This is a genomic window from Duganella alba, from assembly GCF_009674495.1.
GTDB classification, from domain to species: domain Bacteria; phylum Pseudomonadota; class Gammaproteobacteria; order Burkholderiales; family Burkholderiaceae_D; genus Rugamonas; species Rugamonas alba.
In genome coordinates this window covers 324802-343016 of record NZ_WKJN01000002.1, presented here as the reverse complement: position 1 = coordinate 343016, position 18215 = coordinate 324802, and the positions used below count along the sequence as shown (strand labels likewise).

Below are 18215 nucleotides of genomic sequence, written 5' to 3'. Positions count from 1 at the left end.
GGCGCCGGCCAGCGCCACGCCCGCTGCCGCCGTGACGCCCACCACACCGGCGCCAGCGCCGGTCGGCGCCATGGCCATGACCATTCCCACGCCGCAGCCGACCACGCCATCGACCGGCGGCGGCCTGCTGCAAACCTCGCTGGCCCTGGTGTTTGTCATCGGCCTGATGCTGGGCCTGGCCTGGCTGACCAAGCGTTTCGCGCCGAACAAATTCGGCGGCGGCAACAGCAACGTCAAGCTGGTCGGCTCGCTCAGCGTCGGCACGCGCGAGCGCATCCTGGTGGTGGAAGTGGGCGAGCAATGGATCGTGGTGGGCGCCTCGCCCGGCCGCATGAACGCGCTGGCCACCATGCCGCGCCAGGAAAGCAGCGAACCGTTGCCGACGGCCGCGCTGCCGACCGCCAACTTCGCCGACTGGTTCAAACAGACGATCGACAAACGCAATGGCAAATAAGCTGTCCCCGCGCATGGCGGAAGCGGTCCCGGCGGCCGCAAAAGCCCTGCTGACCCTGGCCGTGCTGGCGCTGCCGCTGGCGGCCGGCGCCGAATCGAGCATCGGCATTCCCGCACTGACCAGCACCCCTGCGGCAGGCGGCGGCACCAATTACACGCTGCCGATCCAGACCATGCTGTTGATGACGGCGCTGACCTTCATCCCGGCCGCGCTGCTGTTGATGACCAGCTTCACCCGCATCATCATCGTGCTGTCGCTGCTGCGCCAGGCGCTGGGCACGCAGTCGGCGCCGCCGAACCAGGTGATGGTCGGCCTGGCGCTGTTCCTGACCCTGTTCGTCATGGGCCCGACCTTCGACAAGATCTACAACGAAGCCTATCTGCCGTTGCAGGAAAACAAGCTGAACATGAGTCAGGCGCTCGACAAGGGCGCCGCGCCATTAAAAACTTTCATGCTCAAGCAGACCCGCGAGGCCGACCTGGCGCTGTTCGTCAAACTGTCGCGCGGCCCCGCCCTGCAGGGGCCGGAAGACGTGCCGCTGCGCATCCTGGTGCCGGCCTTCGTCACCAGCGAGCTGAAAACCGCGTTCCAGATCGGCTTTGCCATCTTCATTCCATTTCTGATCATCGACATGGTGGTCGCCTCTGTACTGATGTCGATGGGCATGATGATGATGTCGCCGGCGGTGATCTCGCTGCCATTCAAGCTGATGCTGTTTGTGCTGGTGGACGGCTGGCAGTTGCTGCTCGGCTCGCTGGCCCAGAGTTTTTACTAGGAGCCGCCATGACGCCCGAAAGCGTAATGACCATGGGCAAACATGCCATGGAAATCACCCTGATGATCGCCGCCCCGCTGCTGCTGGTGGCGCTGGCCATCGGCCTGGTGGTCAGCATCTTCCAGGCCGCCACCCAGATCAACGAGCAGACGCTGTCCTTCATCCCCAAGCTGGTCGGCGTGTTTGTGGCGCTGGTGGTGGCCGGACCGTGGATGCTGTCGGTCATGCTCGACTACATGCGCGAAGTCTTCGGCGGCATCCCCATGATGGTCGGCTAGCATGTTTACCAATTTGTAACAGTTTTCTTTTTACCAAAAAGTTCGTCTACAATATAAAAAGATGCCGGACGGAAATGTAACAGACCCTTATGCTGACCGTCTCTTCTGCCGATATCAATATGTGGATCGCCGGCCTGCTGTGGCCATTGACCCGCATCCTGGCCCTGATCGCCGCCTCGCCGCTGTTTGGCAATAGCGCGGTGCCGGCCAGCGTCAAGATCAGCCTGGGGGTGATGCTGGCCGCCATCGTGGCGCCGGCCGTGCCGGCCTGGCCGGCCACCGATCCGATGTCGTGGGCCGGCCTGCTGATTGTCATGCAGGAAATGTTGATCGGTCTGGCGATGGGTTTCAGCATCCGCGTGATTTTCGCGGCGGTGGAAATGGCGGGGGAAATTTCCAGTTCGACCATGGGCCTGGGCTTCGCGTCCTTTTTCGACCCGAACACCCAGGGCCGCTCGTCGGCCATCAGCCAGTTCCTGTCGCTGCTGGCGACCATGGCCTTCCTGGCGGTGAACGCCCACCTGGTGCTGCTGTCGGCGCTGGTGGAGAGTTTTTCCACCTTGCCGGTGTCGGCGCTGCCGGTGTACGGCGGCGGCTTCAAGCAGCTGGCCGACTGGGGCGGCAAGATTTTCAGCGTCGGGGTGCAGCTGTCGCTGCCCATCGTCGCGGCTTTACTGATTACCAACGTGGCGCTGGGGATACTGACCCGCGCCGCGCCGCAACTGAATTTATTTGGCATCGGGTTCCCGATTACGCTGGGCGTCGGCTTGCTGGTCATCGCCATGACGCTGCCGTACCTGGGAATGCCGATGCAGAACCTGTTTTTGGATGGCATAGAGCGCGTGCGCCTGATGCCTCGGACCTGGTCCCAGCGACCGGAAGTAGCCAAACCGGCAAAGTTGCCGGTTCGGCCTCCCGAGCTTCAACGCCTGACGGAATAACGCCATCCAGTTGATTATTGGTTTCCATGAGGCAATTTAGCGCGTATCATGGAGGCTCTCCGGGAGACCTGCAATGACGATTATCGCCAACCTGAATTCTGACCAAATCGCGGCCATTGGGACCGCGCAGATCGCCGCCTTGGTCAGTGAAGACATGCAGGCCCTGACCTCGGACCAATTAAGCTGGTTCAGCACCGACCAGGTGCGGGCGCTGACCACCCTCAGCATGACCCAGCTCACCGCAAGCAGCCTGGGCGGCATGACCACCGACGGCATCCAGGCGCTGCGCACCAGCCAGCTGGCCGCGATCCCGACCGCCGTGCTGGCGGGCCTGAACGGCGACCAGCTGGTGGCGCTGACCACCCAGGACATGCTGGCGCTGACCACCGGCCAGGTCGGCGCGCTGTCGGCCAGCCAGTTCGCCGCGCTGGAAACCGACGACCTGCGCGTGCTGCGCACCCAGCAGATCGCCGCCGTCAATTCCAACCAGCTGCCCAACCTGACCGTCGAGCAGTTCTCCGCGCTGACCACGGCGCAGCTGCGCGCCTTCAGCACCAGCGCCGTCACCGCGCTGACCGCCGACCAGCTGCTGTCGCTCAGTTCGCAGGCGCTGCAGGCCTTGCGCACCGACCAGATCAACACCCTCAGCGCCGTCCAGTTGAGCGCCTTGAGCACCGACCAGATCGCCCAGTTGAGCACGCTGCAGGTCAGCACCCTGGCCACCGCCTCGCTGGCGGCGCTGTCGGCCGACCAGATCGCCGCCATCGAAACGCGCGACTTGGTCTGGCTGTCCAGCCAGCAGATCCGCACGCTGGCCGACTGGCAGCTGATCGCCCTCAGCACCGACCAGGCGCATGCGCTGCGCAGCAATGAAGTCGCCGCCCTGCTGGCCGAACAGATCAGCGTCCTCAGCACCGACCAGCTCAATGCGCTGGCCTCGCTGGCGCCGCTCAATTCGGCCCAGATCGGCGGCCTGACGCTGGACCAGATCGCCGCGCTGACCACCAAGACCATCGCCGCCCTCAGCAGCAACCAGCTGGCCGCGCTGAGCCCGGACCAGATCGTCACCCTCGGCACCGACCAGATCGTGGCGCTGAGCAGCACCCAGGTGGGCACGCTGAGCACCGCCATGCTGAGCCAGTTGACGGTCGAGCAGCTGGCGGCGCTGGAAACGCGCGACGTGCCGGCCCTGACCAGCAGCCAGCTGCGCACCCTGAGCTACGAGCAGTTGCAGGGCATGAGCACCGACCAGTTCGCGGCGCTGCCAAGCAACATGCTGTCGAGCCTGCGCCCCGACCAGATCAGCGTCCTCAGCAGCGAGCAGATCGCCGCGCTGAAAAACCTGCTGCTGCTGACCACCGCGCAATTCGCCGCCCTTACCACCGATCAGCTGACCACGCTGGAAAGCCGCGACCTGGTGGCGCTCAACAGCGACCAGCTCGGCGCGCTGACGCCGGACCAGATCGCCGCCCTGACCACCGACCAGGTGGTGATGCTGACCTCGACCCAGGTCGGCACCCTGAGCACCGCCGTCATCGGCCAGCTCAGCGCCAGCCAGATCGCCGCCATCGAAACGCGCGACATCCGCGCGCTCAACACGGCGCAGGTCCGCGCGCTCACCAACGACCAGCTGGTGGCGCTGACCACCGACCAGATCTACGCCATGACCACCGACGACGCCCAGGCCCTGCGCCCGGACCAGCTGGCGGCCATGACCACCGAGCAGATCGTCGCCATCAAGACCCTGCTGCCGCTGACCACCGCGCAGATCGCCGCCCTCACCACCGAACAGGTCGCCGCGCTGGAGACCAAGACCATCGCCACCCTCAGCAGCGCCCAGTTGGCCGCGCTGGGCCTGGAACAGGTGCAGGCGCTGACCTCGGACCAGCTGGTGGCGCTGTCGACCACGCAGATGACGACGCTGGGCACCGCCCTGCTGAGCGAACTGACCGGGACCCAGCTGCAGGCGCTGGAAACCCGCGACGTCGCCATGCTCGGCTCGGGCCAGGTGCGCGTGCTGTCGGCCGAGCAGCTGCTGGCGCTCGCCACCGACCAGATCGCCGCGCTCAACAGCGACGCCGAACGGGCCCTGACGCCGGACCAGATCGCCGCGCTGACCACCGAGCAGATCATGGCGCTGAAATCGCTGGTGCCGCTGACCACCACGCAAATCCAGGCGCTCACCACCGACCAGGTGATGTCGCTGGAAAGCCGCGACGTGGTGGCGCTGACCAGCGTCCAGCTGGCCGCGCTGACCGCCGACCAGATCCACGCGCTGACCAGCGACCAGATCATCGAACTGACCGCCGGCCAGTATGCGGACATGAGCACCGCCATGCTCAACCAGCTGACCGTCGACCAGCTGGTGCTGATTGAAACGCGCGACATCGCCGCGCTGCGCACCGGCCAGGTGGCGCGCCTGTCGACCGACCAGTTGTCGGCGCTGACCACCGACCAGTTTACCGCGCTCAGCAGTGCAGCCGTGGGCGCCCTCGGCACCGACCAGATCCAGGTGCTGACCAACGACCAGCTGAACGCCATGAGCACCCTGGCCGGCATGTCGAGCCGCCAGCTGGCGGCCTTCACCACCGATCAGATCAGCGCGCTGTCGACGCGCAACCTGGCCTCGCTGGCCAGCAACCAGCTTGGCGTGCTGACCTCCGACCAGGTGCAGTCGCTGACGCTGGAGCAGATCGTGGCCCTGAGCGGCGGCCAGTTCCGCGGCCTGAGCGCGGCCGGCATCGCCGCCCTCACCACCGACCAGATCCAGGCCATCGAGACGCGCGACATCGCCGTGCTCAACACGCAGCAGATCAACAAGCTGACCACCGCCCAGATCGCCGCGCTGCTGACCGAGCAGATGGCCGCGCTGAGCACCGCCGAAACCGTCGCCCTCACCAGCGACCAGATCGCCGTGCTGAGCAACGAGCAGCTCGACGCCCTGCGCAACCTCAGCGTGCTGACCACGCTGCAGATCCACGCGCTCACCAGCGACCAGCTGGCCGCCCTCAACGACGCCGACCTGGTCACGCTGAACAGCCGTCAGATCGCCAGCCTCGGCAGCGACCAGCTGGCCGCGCTGACGCCGGCCCAGATCACCGCGCTGACCGGCGACCAGATCGCCGCGCTCAACACCGCCGCCATCAGCGTGCTCAGCACCGACGCCATCGTCGCCATCGAAACGCGCGACATCGGCGCCCTGCGCACCGCGCAGATCGTCCGTCTGAGCACCGACCAGATCATGGCCATGACCGCCGACCAGCTGGCCGCCTTCACCACCGCCGACGTGCGGGCGCTGACGACGCAGCAGATCAGCGTGCTCACCAGCGAGCAGCTGACCGCGCTGCAACTGCTGCCGCTGGCCACCAAACAGATCATCGCGCTGACCAGCGACCAGATCGCCCAGATGAGCAGCAGCGACTTCGCCAAATTGCAGACGGTCCAGCTGGCCGCGCTGTCGGCCGTGCAGGCCGGCGCCATCACCAGCGACCAGATGGTGGCGCTCAACACCAGCCAGCTGCGCGCGCTGAGCACCAGCACCCTGGCGGCGCTGGCGGCCGACCGCATCGCCGCCCTCAGCAACGGCGACCTGGCGGCGCTGAGCACGCGCCAGATCGCCGTGCTCACCACCGACCAGCTGCTGGGCATCAGCGGCAAGCTGAACGCCCTGACCACCCAGGAAATCGCCGCCCTGACCACGCTGCAGCTGGGCGCGCTGAACGACGCCCAGCTCGACGCGCTGCAAACCCTGAGCGCGCTGAGCACGCGCCAGCTGCAGGCGCTGCACAGCGACCAGGTGGCGCACCTGAACCTGACCGACCTGCGTTCGCTGAAAACCAGCCAGGTGGCCGCGCTCAGCGCCGACCAGGTGGCCGCGCTCGGCACCAACCAGCTGGTCGGCATGTACAGCGAGCAGCTGCGCGCGCTCAACACCGTGGCCATCCAGGCCATCGGCACCGAACAGCTCAATGCGCTGACGGCCAGCGCCATCATGAGCCTGAGCACGCGCCAGGTGGCCTCGCTGACCACCGACCAGGTGGCGTCGCTGAGCACGCGCCTGATCGCCGCCCTGACCACGCAGGAAGTGGCGGCGCTGACGCCGTTGCAGAAATCCGTGCTGAGCAGCGAACAGATCGCCGCCCTGCCGTCGCTGGCCAGCTTCTCGACGGCGGCCATCGCCGCCCTCACCACCGACCAGATCGTCGCGCTGCCGCTGGCGACGCTGGCCAGCCTGACCACCAAACAGATCGCCGCGCTCACCACCGAGCAGGCCAGCGCGCTGACCAGCGACGAAATCGCCATCCTCAGCACGGCCCAGATCCGCGCGCTGAGCACGCTCCAGCTGGCCGCCTTGAGCACCGACCAGCTGCAGGCGATGGAAATCGTCGACCTGCAGGCGCTGTCGACCAAGCAGATCGCCGGCCTCACCACCGACCAGGTCAGCCACCTGCTGCTGAACCAGATCGCCGGCCTGCGCACGCAGACCATCGCCGCGCTGAGCACGGCGCAAATCCACGCGCTGAGCAGCGCCCAGATGGCGGCGCTGAGCACGCTGGCGGCGCTGACCAGCAAGCAGATCGGCGCCCTGACCACCGAACAGATCGCCAGCCTGAGCAGCATCGCCACGCTCAAGACCAGCCAGATCGCCGGCCTCACCAGCGCCCAGATCGGCGCCCTGACCGACAGCCAGATCGTCGCCCTGACCACCGCCCAGGTGCGCAGCCTGACCGCCGGCGCGCTGGCCGCGCTGTCCACCGAGCAGGTGGCGGCGATTGAAGTGGTCGACATCGGCGCCCTGTCGAGCAGGCAGATCACCGCCTTCAGCAGCGACCAGCTGGGCGCGCTGACCGCGCCGCAGTTCGCGGCGCTGCGCACCGCCATCCTGGCCAGCCTGACCACCCGCCAGGTGGCCGGCCTGTCGCTGGCCCAGCTCGACAGCCTGACCTCGCTGGCGCCGCTGACCACCAACCAGGTGCGCGCGCTGACCACGGCGCAGATCGAAAGCCTGCTGCTGCCGCAGATCGCCACCCTGAGCACGCGCCAGCTGCAAGCCCTCAACAGCGACCAGATGCATACCCTCAGCGCCGACCAGATCGTGGCGCTGACCACCGCCCAGATCCGCGGCCTGGGCGTCACGCTGGCCCTGCTGACGCCGGACCAGATCGCCGCGATCGACCTGGGCGACATCGCCGCGCTGTCCACCGCGCAGGTGGCGGCGCTCGGCACCGACCAGGTGGCGGCGCTGACGCTGGACCAGCTGTCGGCCTTCACCTCGCAGGAAATCGGCGCCATGACGGCGGCCCAGCTGGGCGCGCTGGACACCCTGCAGTTTGCCGCGCTCGGCAGCCTGGGCGGCCTCGGCACCAAGCAGATCGCCGGCATGTCGTCCGACCAGATCATCGCCCTGACGCCGGACCAGGTGGCGCACCTGAGCACCGCCCAGCTGTCCGCCTTCAGCAGCGCCCAGATCCAGTTCCTGACCGCCGACCAGATCCCGGCGCTGACCACGGCCCAGATCCGCGCGCTGTCCAACCTGGCCGTCGCCGCGCTGTCGGCCGACCAGCTGGCCGCGCTGGAGGACGCCGACCTGCGCGCCCTCAGCTCGCGCCAGATCGCCGCCCTCAGCAGCACCCAGCTGGCGGCGCTGTCGCTGGCCCAGTATGGCGTGCTGACCACCCAGGAAATCGCCAGCCTGAGCACGCGCCAGATCAGCGGGCTGGACAGCACGCAGCTGGCCGCGCTCAGCACCCTGACCGCGCTCACCTCCAACCAGGTGCGCGCCCTCGGCGTCGACCAGCTCGACGGCCTGTCGGTCGACGCCGTGGCCTCCCTCAAGACCAGCCAGCTGGCGGCGCTGACCAGCGCCCAGGTGGATGGCCTGAACGAGGCCAAGCTGATCGCCCTGAGCACCGCCCAGGTGCGCTCGCTGTCGACCGGCCTGATCTCGCACCTCAGCGAGGCCCAGCTCAACGCCATCGAGACCGAGGACTTCGCCGCCCTCAGCTCGGCCCAGCTGCGCGCGCTGACGCTGGACCAGATGGCGCTGTTGCTGACCGAACAGCTGCATGCGCTGAGCAGCGCCAGCATCAACGCCTTCACCCAGGCCCAGATCGGCGCCCTCAGCGCCGAGCAGCTGGCCGCGCTGGGCAACCTGGCCGACTACACCACGACCCAGATCGCCGGCCTGTCCACCGACCGCATCCTGACGCTGACGGCCGACGATATCGCCTTGTTGAGTACGCGCCAGATCGGCGCCCTGACCGCGCTCCAGACCGCAGTGCTGGACTCGACCCAGCTGGCCGCCCTGAGTGGCGCCCAAGTGGGCGCGCTGAGCATCAAGGCGCTGGCCGGCCTGACGGCCGATCAATTGCCGGGCATCGACGCCGAGGACTTCGCCTTCTTCAAGTCGGCCCAGATCGCCGCGCTGAACACCGATCAGCTGGGGGCGATCGACGCCGCCCACATGGCCGCGCTGAGCACCCAGGGCCTCACCGGCCTGAAGGCCAACCTGCTGGCGGCGCTCAGCTCCGAGCAGCTCAATGCGCTGACGATCGCCGGCCTGACCACGGCGCAGATCCGCGCGCTGACCAGCGTGCAGATCGGCGAGCTGTCGGTCGACCAGATCGCCGCGCTGAAAGTCACCCAGATCGCCGCCCTGAGCAACGCCCAGGTGGGCGGCCTGACGACCGACCAGATCATTGCGCTGGAAACCGGCGACCTGCTGGCCATGAGCACCCGCACGCTGCAGTCGCTGAGCACCGACCAGATCGCCGCCATCGAAGGCGCCGACCTGGCCGTGCTGAAATCGACCCAGATCGGCGCGCTCACCTCGGCCCAGTTCGGCGCGCTGACCACCGACCAGATGGGCTTCCTGAGCACCGCCGCCATGGCCGGCCTGACCGTGGCCCAGGTCCACAACCTGAGCTCCGACCAGATGGTGGCCCTGACCGGCGGCCAGCTGCGCGCGCTCAGCACCAAGGCCATCGCCGCCCTCAACAGCGACCAGTTCGGCGCCATCGAGGCGGCCGACATCGGCTCGCTGAGCACCGCGCAAATCGTCGCGCTGGGCACGGCCGATATCAAGATCATCCACAACGACCAGCTGCTGGGCCTGAACTCGGTCCAGGTGCGCGCGCTGACCACCAGCCAGGTGGCCGCGCTCAGTTCGGAACAGCTGGCGATACTGCCGGTCGGCTGGCTCAGCACGCGCCAGCTGCCGGCGCTGAGCACCGAAAACCTCAGCCAGTTCGACGATAGCCAGTTGAGCCTGTTGAGCACCGCCCAGATCGCCTCGCTGTCGAGCAAGCAGATCGCCACCCTGACGCTGCACCAGATCCAGGCGCTGTCGGTGCCGCAGTGGCGCGCCATGAACACGGCCGCCATCCGCGCCCTCAGCAGCGAACAGCTGGCCGCGATGGAGCAGGAAGACCTGGCCGGCCTCAAGACCAACCAGTTCGCCGCCCTCACCACGGTGCAGATCGGCCAGCTGAGCGTGGACCAGATGAGTCAACTCAGCACCGCCGAGATCGCCGCCATGACGGCGCCGCAGATCAAGGTGCTGAGCACCGACCAGCTAGCCGCGCTGAGTTCGCTCAATCCGCTGACCACGACGCAGTTCAGCGGCCTGACCAGCGAGCAGCTGCTGTCGCTCGACGCCACCCACATCGCGGCGCTGAAAACCAGCCAGATCGCCTCGCTGACCAAGGCCCAGCTGCAGATCCTCGGCACCGACCAGATCATCGCGCTGACCACCGCGCAGGCGCGCGCGCTGGCGCTGACCTCGCTGGGCGGCCTGACCACCGACCAGATGCTGGCCATGGAGGGCGAAGACCTGGCGGCGCTCAGCAGCGCCCAGCTGGCCGCGCTGAACACCGCGCAAGTGAGCGCGCTGACCGCCGACCAGCTGTCCAACCTGAAATCGGCGCAGCTGGGCGGCCTGACCGCGGCCGACATCAAGGTGCTTGGCACCGACCAGCTCAACGCGCTGGTGACGCTGGGCACGCTGAACGACGGCCAGGTCGGCGCGCTGACCACCGACCAGCTCGGTGCGCTCGACGACGACAGCTTCCTGTCGCTGCGCTCGGCGCAGATGGCGGCGCTGAAGGCGGCCCAGGTGGCGGCGCTGGCGACCGACCAGCTGGTCAACCTGACCACCGCGCAGATCAGCGGCCTGACGCTGACCGCGCTGACCACCGACCAGTTCCCGCTGCTGAGCCTGACGGCGATCGGCGGCCTGACCTCGACCCAGGTCGGCACGCTGAAAACCACGCAGCTCAGCGTGCTGACGGCGGCCCAGCTCAGCGCGCTGTCGACGCGCGCCCTGGCGGCGCTGTCGGCCACCCAGATCAAGGGCCTGACCACCGATCAGCTCAGCGGCATGAGCACGCTGGCCGGCTTCACCACCACCCAGATTCCGGGCCTGACCTCGGACCAGGTGGCGGCGCTGTCCGACACCCTGTTCGACACGCTGACCACGCGCCAGCTGGCGGCCCTGGCCACGGCGCAGATCGCCGGCCTGACCACCGAGCAGATCGCCACCCTCAACACCACCGACATCGGCGCGCTGTCGGCGCTGGCGCTCAACGCCCTCAACTCCGACCAGGTCACGGCGCTGGACGCCACCGACGTGGCGGCGCTGAAGACCTCGCAGCTGGTGGGCCTGAAAGCCACCACGGTGCAGCTGTTCAGCGCCGACCAGTTCAAGGCGCTCACCACCGGCCAGCTGAAGTCGCTGATCGCCACCCAGCTGAAAGCCATCAGCACCGAGCAGCTGGCGGCGCTGAGCATGGCGCAGGCGACGGCGCTGCTGGCCAATCCGCAGAAGGGTTCGCTGTCGACCGAGCAGCTGGCGGCGCTGACCGCCAGCCCGCTGGTGCTCGACCTCGACGGCCTGGGCATCAGCACGCTGAACATCAACGCCGGCGTCACCTTCGACATCCGCGCCGACGGCAGCAAGGTCAACACCGGCTGGGTCGGTTCCGGCGACGGCTTGCTGGCCCTGGACCGCAACGGCGACGGCGTCATCAACGACGGCGGCGAACTGTTCGGCACCGCCACCAGCAGCGCCGGCGGCGGCAAGTCGGCCAACGGCTTTGCCGCGCTGGCCGACATCGACAGCAACCACGACGGCGTGATCGACCGCCAGGACGCGCTGTTCGGCGACCTGCGCGTGTGGGTCGACGCCAATGCGGACGGCGTCAGCCAGGCCGACGAGCTGAAGACGCTGGCCTCGCTGCACATCGCCAGCCTGACCGTGGCGGCGCAGGGCGTGAAGGACTTCGACAACGGCAACTGGATCGGCCTGCAATCGAGCTACACCAGCACCGACGGCAGCACGCACGCGATGTCGGACGTCTGGTTCCAGGCCGGCCACGCCAGCGATGTCGGCGCGCTGACCTCGGCCATCGGCAGCTACGGCCAGCAGGCCGCCGCCCCGGCCGCCGCCACCACCACCAGGCTCGACACCACGCCGGCCAGCGGCTTGAACACCAGTGTGGCCGCGCTGGCCGCGCAGTTGCAGCACTACCAGGCGACAAGCGCCCTCAGCGGCACGGCCACGGCGCAGCACGACGACTGGCTGCGCCGGCAGGCCAGCGCCAGCCACGCCATCCTGGCGGCGAAGTAAGACCGCTGCGCCGCCCCGGCGGCGCGGCAGGTGCACCCATGCAAAACGGCCAGCTGAACAGCTGGCCGTTTTTTTATGCCGCGACGCAGGGAACTAGCTGATGTAATTGAACAGCGACAGGCCGGACATGGTGGTGAACGATTTCTGCGCCGCCGTCAGCGTGGTCTGCTGCTGGGTGAACAGCGAGATGGCGGCGGTGTAGTCGACCTCGGTCAGGTTGGACAGCGTGGTCGCATATTGCAGGCCGGCGTCGTCGCCCGAGCTGTCGAGGTAATCGAGCTCCTTCAGGCGCGAGCCGACCGCCGAGTTGACCGCCGACACATTGGCGGCGGCGTTGTCGATATTCACCTGCAACTGGTTCAGCATATTGTTCAGGCTGGCCTGGCCGGCGGCGCCCGAACCCGGCTGGCGCAGCTGGTCGATGAAGCTCTGCACCGTGGTAAACACCGACTGGTTGGTCGATGGCGCCACGCCGAAGCTGTCGCCGTCGGCCGGCTCGCCCTGGATGTCGAACTGCACGCCGTCGAAGCTGATGTTCTGGCCGCTGACATAGGCTTGCGGCTCGGCCGGAATCGGCGCCGGCGGCACCGGATTGCCGGTGGTCATGTCGGTCACCGTGTAGGTGGTCTGCTTCGGCACGCCCGGCGTGGCCGGCACCACCTGGAAGTTGATCTGGTACTGGTGGCCGGTCAGCTGGGTGGCGTCCTTGACCGAGCCGGCGCTGATGATGCCGCTGCCGCCACGGCCGAGGTTGCCGGAGTCCGGCGTGGTCACGAAGGTGCCGTTGCCGGTGCGGTTGGCTTCGAACACGGAAGCGCCGGAATCGGTGATCGGCACGGTGCGGGTGGTGCCCACCTGCAGCGAACGCTGGCCCTGGTCGCCCTGGTAGTCGGCGCCGGTGGCGGTCTTGGTGAACGGCTGGGTGGTCGACTTGTAGCCGGAAAACACATAGCCGCCGACGCCGTCGGCGGTGTTGGCCACGCCCATCAGGTCGGCCAGGCGCGCCTCCAGCTCGATCGCCACCGATTGGCGGTCGGCGTCGGTGTACGAGCCGTTGCCGGACTTCACCGCCAGATCCTTGATGTCCTGCAGGATCGAGGTGGTGCTGGCCAGCGCCGTGGTCTCGATCGACAGCACGCCCTTGGCGTTGGAGCGGTTGGTCGCCAACTGGGTGTTGAGCGACTGCGACTGCGTCACTTCCAGCGCGCGCGCGGTGGCGATCGGATCGTCGGCCGCGGTCAGGTTCTTGCGGCCGGTCGACAGCTGCTGCTGCGTGCGCGCCATGGCCGTGCTGAGCGACGTGATCTGCATCGAGCCATTGTCGAAAATCGTTCTGGTGCTGATGCGCATAACCATAGAGCTACCCTCTTATTAATTGCCGATACTGAGCAAGGTATCGAATAACTGGCTGGCCACCTGCATGACCTTGCCGCTGGCCTGGTACGCCTGTTGATAGCGCAGCAGGTTGGCCGCCTCCTCGTCGAGGTTGACGCCGGACACGCTTTGCTGGGCGTCGGTGGCCTGCTTGACCGAGGCGTCGGCGGCGGTGCTGCTGATCTGCGCCTCGCGCGCCTTGGTGCCGACGAAATTGACCATCTGCGCGTAGCTGGTCTGGAAGGTGGCGGTGCCGTTGTTCATCACGTTCTTGGTCTGCAGGCCGGCCAGCAAGGCGCCGTTGCGGCTGTCGCCGACGCCGCTGGTGTTGGGGCCGATGGTGAACGTGTCCTGGTCGGCCGGCGTGCCGCTGATGGCGAAGTTGGCGCCGCCGAAGCTGATGTTGGCGCCGTCGGTGTACGGCACCGGCGTACCGGCCGGATACACGGTCGGCGTGCCGTTGACGGTGACCGTCACGTCCTGGCCGGCCGGGAAGCCCGACAGCGTGCCGCTGGCCTTGTCGAAGGTCAGCGTCGAGGCCGAGGTGATCTGGTTGCCCGGCGTCAGGTAGTTGGCGTCGACCGTGCCGGCGCTGATCTTGCCGTTGCCGGCGTTGGTGGTCGGCGCGGCGGTCGAGATCGGCGCCGCCAGCGCGATCTTGGTGGTGTCGGTGATCGCCACCGACAGGCTGCTGGCGGCGTTGTAGGTCGGCCGCACCAGGAAATTGTCCTTGGCGGCCGGCGTGCCGCTGATGCTGTAGGCGACGCCGTCGATCACCTGCGGCGCGGTCTGCGGGAACGGATTGATCTGCGTGACCTTGCCGTCGCTCTTGCGCGTGACGTTGAAGTTGGTGCCGTCGTAGTCGACGCTGTAATCGCTGGCGGTCAGCGCGCTGGCGTCGGTGATGGTGGCCGTCACCTCGGCCGTGCTGGCCGGCGAGTTGCGCGTGTTGGTGCCGACATAGGCGCTGATCGGGTTGAAGAAATTGGTGCCCAGGTCGCCGTTCTGGTCCTGTCCCAGCACGTGCTGCGCATTGAAGGCGGTGGCCAGGCTGGCGGCCACCTGGCCCAGCGCGTTCTGCGCCTTGTCCATGGCGCCGTCGCGGAACTCCACCAGGCCGCCCAACTGGCCGCCGGTGAACACCGAATCGGGCAACTCGCTGAATGCGCCGTTGCCGGCCTGATAACCGATGGTCACGCGGCTGATGTCGGTGGGCGAATTCGAGGTGGCCAGCTGGAACGCGCTGTTGCCGATCACCAGCGGCTGGCCGGTGCCGAAGGCCACGTTCAGCATATTGTTGTCGCCCGGCGTGACGTTCAGTTTGACCAGCTTGTTGAGCTCGGTCAGCATCTGGTCGCGCTTGTCCAGCAGGTCGTTCGGCGCGGCCTGGTCGGTGGTCAGGCCGGCGATGGTGTTGTTGATCGCGGCGATCTGCGTCGCGTAGGAATTGATTTCATTGACGCTGGACGTGATCTGCGAATTGACGCCCGAGGAAATCTCGGTCAGGCGCGCGCTCATGTCCTGGAAGCGCGAGGCCAGCGACTGCGCGTTCGACAGCAGCGACTGGCGTGCGGCGGCCGAGGCCGGATTGGCGGTGGCGTCCTGCACGCCGCTGAAGAAGTCCTGCAGCGCCGGCGACAGGCCGGCGGTCGGATCGGCCAGCAGGTTGTCGATCTGGCTGATCTGGTTGTTATACGTGTCCAGCGAGGCCTGGTTGGACTCGGCGTTGCGCAGCGAGGTGGCCAGGAAATTGTCGTAATAGCGGCGCACGGCCTGGATCTCGGTGCCCGAGCCCACGTAGCCGAAGCCCTGGTACTGGGTGCCGGTATCGCCCTGGATGGCGACCTGGCGGTTGTAGCCGGGCGTGTTGGCGTTGGTGATGTTGTTGCCCGTGGTCGACAAGCCAACCTGAGCTGCCAACAAACCGCTTTTACCGATGCTGAGGAGACTGGACATAATATTTTTACTCTAGATGTAAGTGGTAACGGCAAGCCGTGCCAAAACTTTATTAACCGGCCAGCGAGCGCTTGATGATGCTGGTCAGTTTGGTCGCGTAATTCGGATCGGTGGCGTAGCCGGCCTTCTGCAAGCCCTGGGCAAAGCTGCTGGCGTCGCCCGCGCTGGCCAGCACTTTTTCATAGCGGGGGTTGCTCGCAAGTAATTTTGCGTAATCCTTGAAGCTGTCGGCATAGCTGTCGTAGGCGCGGAAGCGCTCGACCTTGGTCTGCGCCTTGCCGTTGACGTATTCGGTGGTGGTGGCCTCGACCACCTTGCCCTTCCAGTCGGCGCCGGCCTTGATGCCGAACAGGTTGTTGCTGTTGGTGCCGTCGCGGCCCTTGATCTCGCGCTTGCCCCAGCCCGATTCCAGCGCGGCCTGGCCCAGCATGAACTTGGCCGGGATGCCGGTGGCCTTGCTGGCCTCTTCCGCGTGCGCCGCCAGTTTCTCCTGGAAGCTGCGCACGTGCGGCGCCTGCGAGCCCTTGCTGGCGCCGGCCGCGTCGGTGCTGGTCGTGGTGGCGGCCGCATTGCCGCCGGCGGCGGCGATGGCGCGCTGCAGCTTGGCGTCCATCAGGCTGGCGACACCGGCAAAGCTGCCGGCGTTGGCGCCGTTGCTGCTGTCGGCCGCCTCGCCGCTGAGCGCCAGCGCCTGGGCGTCGGTCTGCTTGTTGAGCTGGCGCACCAGCATGTCGGCCAGGCCGATGCCCTTCTTGGCGATGTTCTGGCTGGTCTGCTGGTCCAGCATGGTCTGGAAGGTCTTGGTCTGCTGGCTGTCGGTCAGGCCGTCCTGCGGCGTCGCCTCGCGCATGCTCTTCATCATCATGTTGACGAACATGGCTTCGAACTGGGTGGCGGCGGTCTTCAGCGCGGCCGGGCTGCCGGCGCGGGCGGACTGCTTGAGGCTGCCCATATCCCGCACGTCCAGCGAAAACTTGCTGGTCAGGTCATTGGTGGTGGAGGTTGGGCTGGTCATGAGGGCACCTGCTTAAATGATTTCCAGTTCGGCGCGCAGCGAACCCGCGGCCTTCATCGCCTGCAGGATCGACAGCAGGTCCTGCGGCGTGGCGCCGATGGCGTTGAGCGCCTTGACCACATCGGCCAGCGAGGCGCCGCCCTTGACCAGCATCACCTTGCCGGCATCTTGCTTGATGCCAACCTGCGGGTTCTGCGTGACCACGGTGCGGCCGCCCGACAGCGGGTTGGGCTGGCTCACCTGGGTATCGGCGTTGACCGATACTGACAGATTACCGTGGGAAATGGCGCACGTCTCCAGCGTCACCGCGCGGTTCATCACCACCGAGCCGGTGCGGGCGTTCATGATCACCTTGGCCGGCTGTTCGGCCGGATTGACTTGCATGTCCTGCAGCGTGCCGATGAAGCTCACGCGCTGGTCGCTGCTGCTGGGCGCCTGCACCCGGATCACGCGGCTGTCGAGCGCGTAGGCGATGCCGGCGCCGTACTTGTCGTTGATGGCTTCCACCACGCGGCTGGCGGTGGCGAAGTCGGCGTTGTTGAGCTCCAGCTTGATCATATTGCCTTCGCCGAGGTTGGTGGCGACGGCGCGTTCGACCGTTGCACCACCGGAAATCTTGCCCACGCTCAGGTGGTTGACGGTCAGCGAGCTGCCGCCGCCGCCTGCGCCGGCCTGCACGCCGACGCCGCCGACCAGCACGTTGCCCTGCGCCATGCCGTACACCTGGCCGTCCGCGCCCTTGAGCGGCGTCATCAGCAGCGTGCCGCCGCGCAGGCTCTTGGCGTTGCCCATCGACGACACGGTGATGTCGAGCTGCTGGCCCGGCTGCGCAAACGGCGGCAGCGTCGCCGTCACCATCACGGCCGCGACGTTTTTCAGTTGCAGCTGGGTGCCGCCCTGCGGCAGGTTGACGCCCAGCTGCTGCAGCATCGACACCACGCTTTGCACGGTGAACGGGGTCTGCGTGGTCTGGTCGCCCGAACCGTCGAGGCCGACCACCAGGCCATAGCCCAGCAACTGGTTGTTGCGCACGCCGGCGATGGCCGCCAGGTCCTTGATGCGCTCGGCATGGCTGAACGGCGCCCACAGCGTCAGGCAGATCAGCAATGCGGCTTTGAGGGAAGTTTTCATGATCGTCAGAACGGCAGCAGGCTTTGGAAGAAGCGCGAGGCCATCGAGGAAAGCTCGGCGCTGTCGATATGGTTGGCGGTGCGGTACTCGACGCGGGCGTCGGCCACGGCGGTCGACTGCACGCTGTTGCCGGTGGCGATACTGTCCGGATTGATCATGCCGGAAAAGCGGATGTACTCGGTGCCCTTGTTCATGCCGATCTGCTTTTCGCCGGCCACGATCAGGTTGCCGTTGCCGAGCACTTCGACCACCGTGATGCCCATGGTGCCGGTGAAGGCGTTGCTGGCGGTCTGGTTGTCGCCGTCGGCGTAGGTGTTGGTGGTGGCGGCGGTCAGCGGGCTGCCGAAAGTGCTGCTCAGTTTGCCCGGCAGGGTGGCGCTGACGCTGCCCGACTTGTTGCCGGCGGCGGTGGCGGCCTTGTTGGCCGAGGTGCGCTCGGTGATCACCAGCGTCAGCACGTCGCCCACGTGGCGCGCGCGGCGGTCTTCGAACACCGGGCGGAAGGCGGCGGCCTGGTAGATGGCGCCGTTGTTCGGCACCGCCTGCAGCTGTTCGCTGGTCAGCGGACGGGCGGTCTTCGGCCCGCTGACGATCGAGGTCGGCGTGGCCTGGCAGCCGCACAGCAAGGCGGCGACGGCGGCGAGAGTGATGGCGTGGTTCATGGTG

General features: G+C 67.4%; 10 protein-coding genes. 5 read left to right on the top strand and 5 right to left on the bottom strand.

The genetic code is table 11. The annotated features are described in order from the left end of the window. From fliO to GJ695_RS03335, 5 genes are all read left to right on the top strand, one after another. On the top strand, positions 1–454 hold a 454-nt coding region (gene fliO / locus GJ695_RS03355; RefSeq protein ID WP_154362189.1), incomplete at its 5' end, for a flagellar biosynthetic protein FliO. After that, the gene (gene fliP, locus GJ695_RS03350; protein WP_371866475.1) at positions 444–1229 is read left to right on the top strand and encodes a flagellar type III secretion system pore protein FliP; all 786 of its coding nucleotides are present in this window, start codon (positions 444–446) and stop codon (positions 1227–1229) included. The genes fliO and fliP, both read left to right, overlap by 11 nt. A gap of 8 nt (positions 1230–1237) precedes the next feature. Beyond that, positions 1238–1507, top strand: coding sequence for a flagellar biosynthesis protein FliQ (gene fliQ / locus GJ695_RS03345; protein ID WP_154362188.1), 270 nt, complete (start codon positions 1238–1240; stop codon positions 1505–1507). 89 nt (positions 1508–1596) lie between these two features. Continuing rightward, on the top strand, positions 1597–2448 hold the full coding sequence (fliR, locus tag GJ695_RS03340; RefSeq protein WP_154362187.1) for a flagellar biosynthetic protein FliR: 852 nt from the start codon (positions 1597–1599) through the stop codon (positions 2446–2448). A 73-nt stretch (positions 2449–2521) separates the two neighbouring features. Continuing rightward, complete coding sequence (locus GJ695_RS03335) at positions 2522–12073, top strand: SPM autocatalytic domain-containing protein (RefSeq protein WP_229260307.1); 9552 nt, start codon at positions 2522–2524, stop codon at positions 12071–12073. A gap of 93 nt (positions 12074–12166) precedes the next feature. Here GJ695_RS03335 and flgL read toward each other — a convergent pair whose 3' ends face one another. The 5 genes from flgL to GJ695_RS03310 are packed head-to-tail and all read right to left on the bottom strand — an operon-like array spanning position 12167 to position 18211. After that, positions 12167–13429 (bottom strand): flagellar hook-associated protein FlgL, encoded by a 1263-nt coding sequence (flgL, locus tag GJ695_RS03330; RefSeq protein WP_154362186.1) that lies wholly within the window; start codon positions 13427–13429, stop codon positions 12167–12169. A 15-nt stretch (positions 13430–13444) separates the two neighbouring features. Then, complete coding sequence (gene flgK / locus GJ695_RS03325; protein ID WP_154362185.1) at positions 13445–15403, bottom strand: flagellar hook-associated protein FlgK; 1959 nt, start codon at positions 15401–15403, stop codon at positions 13445–13447. Between the two features lie 52 nt (positions 15404–15455). Then, a complete protein-coding gene (gene flgJ / locus GJ695_RS03320; RefSeq protein WP_154362184.1) occupies positions 15456–16418 on the bottom strand; it encodes a flagellar assembly peptidoglycan hydrolase FlgJ in 963 nt (320 codons plus the stop codon). A gap of 12 nt (positions 16419–16430) precedes the next feature. Then, on the bottom strand, positions 16431–17549 hold the full coding sequence (locus GJ695_RS03315) for a flagellar basal body P-ring protein FlgI (RefSeq protein ID WP_154362183.1): 1119 nt from the start codon (positions 17547–17549) through the stop codon (positions 16431–16433). Between the two features lie 5 nt (positions 17550–17554). Further along, complete coding sequence (locus GJ695_RS03310) at positions 17555–18211, bottom strand: flagellar basal body L-ring protein FlgH (protein WP_154362182.1); 657 nt, start codon at positions 18209–18211, stop codon at positions 17555–17557. Between the last annotated feature and the right edge of the window lie 4 nt (positions 18212–18215).